Origin of the sequence: Marivirga sp., from assembly GCF_024636815.1 — a bacterium.
In the GTDB taxonomy this organism is placed as follows: Bacteria; Bacteroidota; Bacteroidia; order Cytophagales; family Cyclobacteriaceae; genus Marivirga.
In genome coordinates, this window is record NZ_JAGXGF010000200.1 from 1 (window position 1) to 6,721 (window position 6,721).

Consider the following 6,721-nt stretch of genomic DNA (forward strand, 5'->3'; position numbering starts at 1 on the left):
ATAAAAAGCACCAAACACTGGTTTCTTCCTTTGGATAAGTACCAGGAGTGGATGGAACAATGGTTGATTGAAGGCAAAAAAGGCAAATGGAAATCTAATGTTTATGGACAATGCAGTTCCTGGTTGAATCAAGGTCTGCAGCCAAGAGCTATGACTCGTGATTTAGATTGGGGAGTTGATGTGCCGTTGAAAGGAGCTGAAGGTAAAAAATTGTATGTTTGGTTGGATGCTCCTATCGGTTATATCTCCGCCACCAAACAATGGGCAAAGGACACAGAAAATGATTGGGAGAAATTCTGGAAGAAACAAGATGACCCCAAAGACGACAGTACTTTAATTCATTTTATCGGTAAGGATAATATTGTATTTCACTGCATTATATTCCCAGTGATTTTGCATGCACATGGAGATTATATATTGCCAGAAAATGTGCCTGCCAACGAATTTTTGAATTTAGAGGGAGATAAATTATCGACTAGCAGAAACTGGGCTGTTTGGTTGCACGAATATTTGGAGGCATTCCCAGACAAAGAAGATGTTTTAAGATATGCGTTGGCAGCAACACTTCCAGAGACAAAAGACAGTGAATTTACCTGGAAAGATTTTCAAACTCGCAACAACAGTGAGTTGGTAGCTATTTTCGGTAACTTCATTAACAGAGCTATTGTACTTACTCATAAGTATTATAATGGGAAAGTTCCGCAAAGAGGCGAATGGTTTGATTACGATCAGGAAATATTGGATGAATTGAAAGGCTATCCTGATTTGATTGAAGATAAAATTGTGAATTACAAATTTAGGGAAGCTATGGCTGCCATGATGGAATTTGCCCGTTTGGTAAATAAATATCTGGCAGAAACAGAACCTTGGAAATTACAAAAAGAAAATCCAGAAAGGGTTAAAACCATAATGAATTTGGCACTACAGATTGCTGCTAATTTAAGCATCGTTTGTGAACCATTCTTGCCATTTACAGCAACTAAGTTGAGAAAGATGTTGAATATTGAAGCACTGGAATGGGATTTATCAGGAAGTGCTGATTTATTGAAAGCAGGGCATCAAATCAAAGAAGCAGAATTACTATTTGAAAAAATTGAAGACAAACCCGTGGAAGAACAAGTCAATAAATTAGAAGAAGCAAAAAAAGCCAATGCAGGTGGAAGTCCTGATGTTGCTCCAATGAAAGAGGAAATCAAATTCGATGATTTCATGAAAATGGATATGCGAGTAGGAACTGTTTTGACTGCAGAAAAGGTAAAAAAATCGAACAAACTTTTAAAACTGACTATCGATACTGGCTTGGACAAAAGAACTATCTTAAGTGGAATAGCAAAGCATTTCAAAGCCGAGGAAGTAGTAGGCAAGCAAGTCACTGTATTGGTAAACCTTGCACCTAGACCTATGATGGGAGAAGTTTCGGAGGGAATGGTCTTGATGGCAGAGGATTCAGAAGGTAATTTGCAGTTTGTTCAGCCAGGAGCGAATGTGAATCCGGGAAGTACAATTGCGTAGTTTGTAATGGGGTAGTGAGTAGTGAGAAATAAAACGGAAGAAGTTATTTGAAATTGAGTTTTAAGTTTTAGGTCTTAAGTTGTAAGTTAAAAAAACGCTCAATTAATCCTGAAGGAAAGTAATTTTATTGGCTGAAATCTCAATACTCACTACCCAGTACTGAATACTAAAAATATGAATTTTAAGGAACTAGAACATAAAATCAAACAATATCAAGCGGAAGGAAAGAAGTATTTCACTACTTCTTCTTTTCAATCGCACAGTTTGGTATTATTGCACATGCTGAGCAAGATTGATGCTGATATTCCTGTTTACTTTATCAATACTGGCTACCACTTTCCTGATACTGTTGCATTCCGAGATAAAATCATGTCAGACTTTGGCTTGACTAATTTAGTGGACTTAAAACCACTCACACCTAAAAACATGCAGCGTGATGCTGAGGGAAAAATGTTCTTTACTTCCGACCCCGATTATTGCTGCTATCTCAACAAGACCCAACCCATGGATACGGTCTTAATGCAGAATGACATATGGATTAATGGTGTGCGAGCCGACCAAAGCAAGACTCGCTCGGCCATGAAAGAGGAACAAGCAGCACCTCATGGAACTACTCGCCTTCACCCAATGCTGGACTGGAATTCTAAAATGATTCATGACTATAGAAAGGAAAATCAATTGCCTGAGCATCCACTTGAAACTAAAGGCTATTTCAGTATTGGCTGTGAGCCGTGCACCCGAAAGTTCGATTTGGATATGCAAGAGCGGGAAAGTAGATGGTATGGAATGAACAAAACAGAATGTGGTCTACATACTGATTTGGTTAAATAAATAATAGCCAAGCAATTACTATTTTTCTCTAAAATTTGAAGCCTTTCAACCTTTGTATGTATATACATCTAAATATTACAAAGGTGAGATTTACAATATCCGTAAAGTTTTCTAAGTATTTTTACTTAGCTTTTGTCATTTTTGAGCTATAAGGCACAAATCAAATTCACTTTTCAATTTTCACGTTCACAATATATAATTATTCCAATTTCAGCTTCATCTAAGAAATCACAATGTTAATTTTTAATTAACATTGATTCATGGAAATTAAAAAGAATTTTAAATCAATTTATAAATAAGCAAATCATCGCAGAATCTCAATTATCCTGAATCTGTCGCAAAACCCATGTCTTGTACTTTTTGAAGCAAAATACAAACCCATATCATTTTAAGAAGCCTTAAATTTGTATTATAGTTATTGGTTTGATAAACTATTGTGGCTAAGAAATTATGTTGAAGCAACTATCATCGATTTTTATAATTATATTATTCAGTATAGCCTCTTTAGGTTATGGGCAAAAAGGTATAATCGATTTGCGTGATGATGACCTTAATGAAGAAATTGTATTACTTCAAGGTGAATGGCAATTTGAATATGGCAAACTCCTTACTGCAAAAGAAATGCAAGAGTTAGATTCACCTGTATATACAGAAATTCCACATACCTGGACAGGAATGGAATTCAGAGGAGAAGAACTTCCTTCTACCGGCTATGCCACTTATTATGTCAGAATAATTTTAAGAGAAAAGCTCGAAAATTTGGCATTAAATGGTGAAGTAATGACCACCAACTACAAATTATTCATAAACGGAAAAGAAGCAGGAGAAGTAGGTAAGCTAGGTACCTCTGAAGATACTGCCAAACCAGACTATCGCAATAGAATATATCCTTTACCAGAAGATACAGATACTCTAGATATTGTATTTCATATTTCTAATTATCACTATCGAAAGGGTGGAATGACCAGACCACCCCAAATAGCAGAAAATGACCTCTTACTTGAGGATAGAGCACAAAATATATCATTATCATTTTTCCTAATAGGTTCTATCTTCTTTATGGGATTATATCATTTAGGCTCCAACCTTTTCCGAACGAGGAATAAGATGAATACCTATTTCGCATTAGTTTGTTTATTTACAATTCTGAGAACTTTAAGTGTAAATGAATACTTATTAATAGAATATTTGAATTTCCCATGGTGGTTAAGTACTAGGATAGAACTGATCAGTTTTTATCTTATTTTTGCTTTCACCATACGCTTTATATATTACCTCTTCCCTGAATTTATCCCTAAATTCTTTGCCTATATCCCTTATTATATAGGAATTTCAGCTACTGTTATTACCTTATTTACACCAATTGTTTACAACTCTAATTTAGTTCCAATTATGCAAATAGTGACCGTAATCACAGGAATTGGGATATTATACTATATTTTTAAAGCAAGCTTAAAAGGAAACAAAGAAGTTTTGGTGGCCTTAATTGGATTCATACTACTTTTTACGGTAACCGTAATAGAAATCCTCATTCATCAATCGCATATAGTAGGAGAAATGATTTTTGCATTGGGTATTTTCTTTTATCTGTTTAGCCATGTAATCATATTAGCCAATCGACAGAATCAAACCTATATCAAAAATCAAGATTTGAGCATGGCACTAAAAGAATCAAATCAACGATTGGAAAAGACGGTAGAAGAAAGAACAAAAGAATTAAATGCACGAAATCAAGAACTTGTTCATAATAATGATGAATTGAAAAGGATTCATGATGAAAAAAATGGGCTGATACACGTATTGGCTCATGATTTAAAATCGCCATTGAATAATAATAAAGGATTGATTCAGTTGATTAAAATGCCCGAAAATCTGACCAAAGAGCAACAAGAATACCTAAACAAGCTCGAGAAATCAAATGGACAAGGTGTTCAATTAATAGAAGATTTGCTGCAACTTTATCGTATTGAATCTCAGCAAAAATCTGAAGTTAAAAAGGTAAATATCCAATCCTATTTTGAGGAATTAATTCAAAAACATGAGGATGCTGCCAAAATTAAAAACATAAAAATTGAAAAGAATATTGAAGCTATTGATAAGGCGTTTCATACAGATTCTGATAAGCTTCAACGCATCATGGATAACCTAATATCCAATGCACTGAAATTTTCATATGAGGACAGTACTGTATATGTTAAAGCCACACAAGAAGGAAATAAGCTTCAAATAGAAGTGAAAGATGAGGGAATGGGTATTTTAAAGGAAGAACAGCCAAAACTATTTCACAAGTTCCAGAAAATGAGCAATAAACCCACAGCTGGAGAAAGCACCTCAGGCCTGGGCTTATCTATTGTGAAGACATTAGTAGAGCAATTGGAAGGTAATATTGAGTTTGAAAGTGTTCGTGGAGAAGGGACTAGTTTTAGGGTGGTTTTGAATGATTTGGGGTGATAATTTACATTTAATTACCACCCCTAGTTATAATTAATTTGAAATATATGATTCCTGAACAAATGTGAAATCCAATCTCTTTACATATTTTCAATCTCAATATTATACTTTTCTATTTTGCTATCAACAGAATTAAATACAAAAAATTTACCGTTTTCAACAGCTATGGTTTTATACCAATCTCCTTTTAAATTGAAGCTACCTAGGAATTGAAAATCCTTATTCAGATCAAAAATACTAATAGCATTACTTCTTGGACTCTTTACTCCTGCTATTGATAAAATATAGAGTAAGTCATTAGCTGAATCAATATATGCATCCTGTATCATATTATAATATGATGTACTTCCCAATTCACCACCAGCTTTAACGAATTTTAACCGTTCTTTAAATGGCTTAAAATCCTTCAAACCAATGCGTTTCACCTCTTCATTTTGATTAAAAACTCGTATTTCAGCTTTGTTATCAGATAAATGAAGAATATTGTCTTCAAATTTCAAAAGATGTGCCCCGCTGGTAACATAAGCTTTATCAATATCATCATAGGAATCTGAGAACGCAACCCCACCCATTAACATACCTTGATGAGATAGTTTATAAAAAGTAAAATCAAGATTTTTGTTATTTAAAAATACCCCTTTATCGGAAACAATAAATTTATATTTAAAGGAGGTGTCATAAATATCTCTATCATATTTTACCTCACTAATAAATTCGCCAGCTTTTGAGTATTTCATAAAGGCACGCTTATTACTAGAAATTGCATAAAGTGTATCTCCGAAAAGTTGAATCTGAGGAGTAACAAATATCTCTTCAGGCCCCTCTCCCAGTTTACCAATATTAGATTTGAAATTTAAATCCGTATCCAACAGCTTTATTCCATTCTCATATTCCGCTACATATAGGCTCCCCTCATCAATCAACATGCTTCTTATATCATAAACATATAAGCTATCAGAAAATTTTCCTTTGGCTTTTTCTAATTGAAGATTGATTTTTTTCTTCTGAGGAGTGTTACTATTACCACAGCTATTTAGAGATAATAAACATGTGGCAATAAAAATAATATTTAAAAATTTAATCATAAACTCATCAATTAATATAAAGATTTTGGAGGTCTAGCCAATGGCGCTGGACACATTGAAGTAACACCGTCACAAGTAACACTCATATCATAATATGAACTGGAACAAGAACTTTCACCTGAGCAGCCTACGCTACCTTGTCCTTCACCACAAGATTGCGATACGGTACATGCATTCGCATCAAATAATTTTCCAAAACTCATTAAAGTAAGTATTAAACAAGCCAATAATATTGTTTTTCTAAATTTCATATCTATTATATTTAAATGATTTTAAGCTATTGATTTTTTTTCTTTTGAAAACGGACAAGAAGTAGTAACACCATCACACGTTACAGACTTATCATCATCACTTGAAGAACAATTGAAATCTCCTGTACATCCCATGGTTTCATTCCCTCCACATTCAATTGACGTAGTACATTCTGCTGAAGCTTGATTGAATAAGCCAAAAAACATAAAGAATGAAATGATTAATATCAAATTCTTTTTCATAATTCTAACTATTTAAAGTGTTAAAAATTTACTTTGCGATCGCATTTCAAAGGTGAGGAATCTAAAATCTTAATCAATCACCCCAAGGGGTAATTTTGGGGTGAGTTTTGCTGTTGCAACATCAATTCTTCTTCCAATAAATTCATTATAAATATTCTGAACTCTTGTTTACCATGAAGCTCCAATTTCTTAATAATCTTTTTTCTGTGGGTTTTTATGGTCTCCACAGTTACAAATAGCTTTTCACTAATTTCCTGACAATTCATTCCTTTTTTACAAAGCGATAAGACTTCCTGTTCTTTAAATGTCAATTGGGCATTCATTAATTTAATCTGATAAAAATGGGGG

Annotated in this window: 7 protein-coding genes; 3 read left to right on the forward strand and 4 right to left on the reverse strand. The window is 33.7% G+C overall.

Going from position 1 to position 6,721, the window contains the following annotated elements:
• From metG to Q0L29_RS14485, 3 genes are all read left to right on the forward strand, one after another.
• On the forward strand, positions 1–1,512 hold a 1,512-nt coding region (metG, locus tag Q0L29_RS14475), incomplete at its 5' end, for a methionine--tRNA ligase subunit beta (RefSeq protein ID WP_296622807.1).
• Positions 1,513–1,686: 174 nt separating this feature from the next.
• Positions 1,687–2,343: a phosphoadenylyl-sulfate reductase gene (locus Q0L29_RS14480; protein WP_296622809.1), complete on the forward strand. Its 657-nt coding sequence runs from the start codon at positions 1,687–1,689 to the stop codon at positions 2,341–2,343.
• 450 nt (positions 2,344–2,793) lie between these two features.
• Positions 2,794–4,794 (forward strand): sensor histidine kinase, encoded by a 2,001-nt coding sequence (locus Q0L29_RS14485; RefSeq protein WP_296622811.1) that lies wholly within the window; start codon positions 2,794–2,796, stop codon positions 4,792–4,794.
• An 80-nt stretch (positions 4,795–4,874) separates the two neighbouring features.
• Here Q0L29_RS14485 and Q0L29_RS14490 read toward each other — a convergent pair whose 3' ends face one another.
• The 4 genes from Q0L29_RS14490 to Q0L29_RS14505 form a co-directional block, all read right to left on the reverse strand.
• Positions 4,875–5,879: a hypothetical protein gene (locus Q0L29_RS14490; RefSeq protein ID WP_296622813.1), complete on the reverse strand. Its 1,005-nt coding sequence runs from the start codon at positions 5,877–5,879 to the stop codon at positions 4,875–4,877.
• A gap of 11 nt (positions 5,880–5,890) precedes the next feature.
• Complete coding sequence (locus Q0L29_RS14495) at positions 5,891–6,130, reverse strand: hypothetical protein (RefSeq protein ID WP_296622815.1); 240 nt, start codon at positions 6,128–6,130, stop codon at positions 5,891–5,893.
• A 21-nt stretch (positions 6,131–6,151) separates the two neighbouring features.
• Positions 6,152–6,373, reverse strand: coding sequence for a hypothetical protein (locus tag Q0L29_RS14500; RefSeq protein ID WP_296622816.1), 222 nt, complete (start codon positions 6,371–6,373; stop codon positions 6,152–6,154).
• A 77-nt stretch (positions 6,374–6,450) separates the two neighbouring features.
• The coding region (locus Q0L29_RS14505; RefSeq protein ID WP_296622818.1) for a helix-turn-helix transcriptional regulator at positions 6,451–6,721 on the reverse strand (271 nt) is incomplete at its 5' end.

Excerpts from the sequence above, each read along its gene's own strand:
- Q0L29_RS14480 (WP_296622809.1), top strand. The coding sequence starts at position 1,687 with ATGAATTTTAAGGAACTAGAACATAAAATCAAACAATATCAAGCGGAA.
- Q0L29_RS14485 (WP_296622811.1), top strand. The coding sequence starts at position 2,794 with ATGTTGAAGCAACTATCATCGATTTTTATAATTATATTATTCAGTATA.
- Q0L29_RS14490 (WP_296622813.1), bottom strand. The coding sequence starts at position 5,879 with ATGATTAAATTTTTAAATATTATTTTTATTGCCACATGTTTATTATCT.
- Q0L29_RS14495 (WP_296622815.1), bottom strand. The coding sequence starts at position 6,130 with ATGAAATTTAGAAAAACAATATTATTGGCTTGTTTAATACTTACTTTA.
- Q0L29_RS14500 (WP_296622816.1), bottom strand. The coding sequence starts at position 6,373 with ATGAAAAAGAATTTGATATTAATCATTTCATTCTTTATGTTTTTTGGC.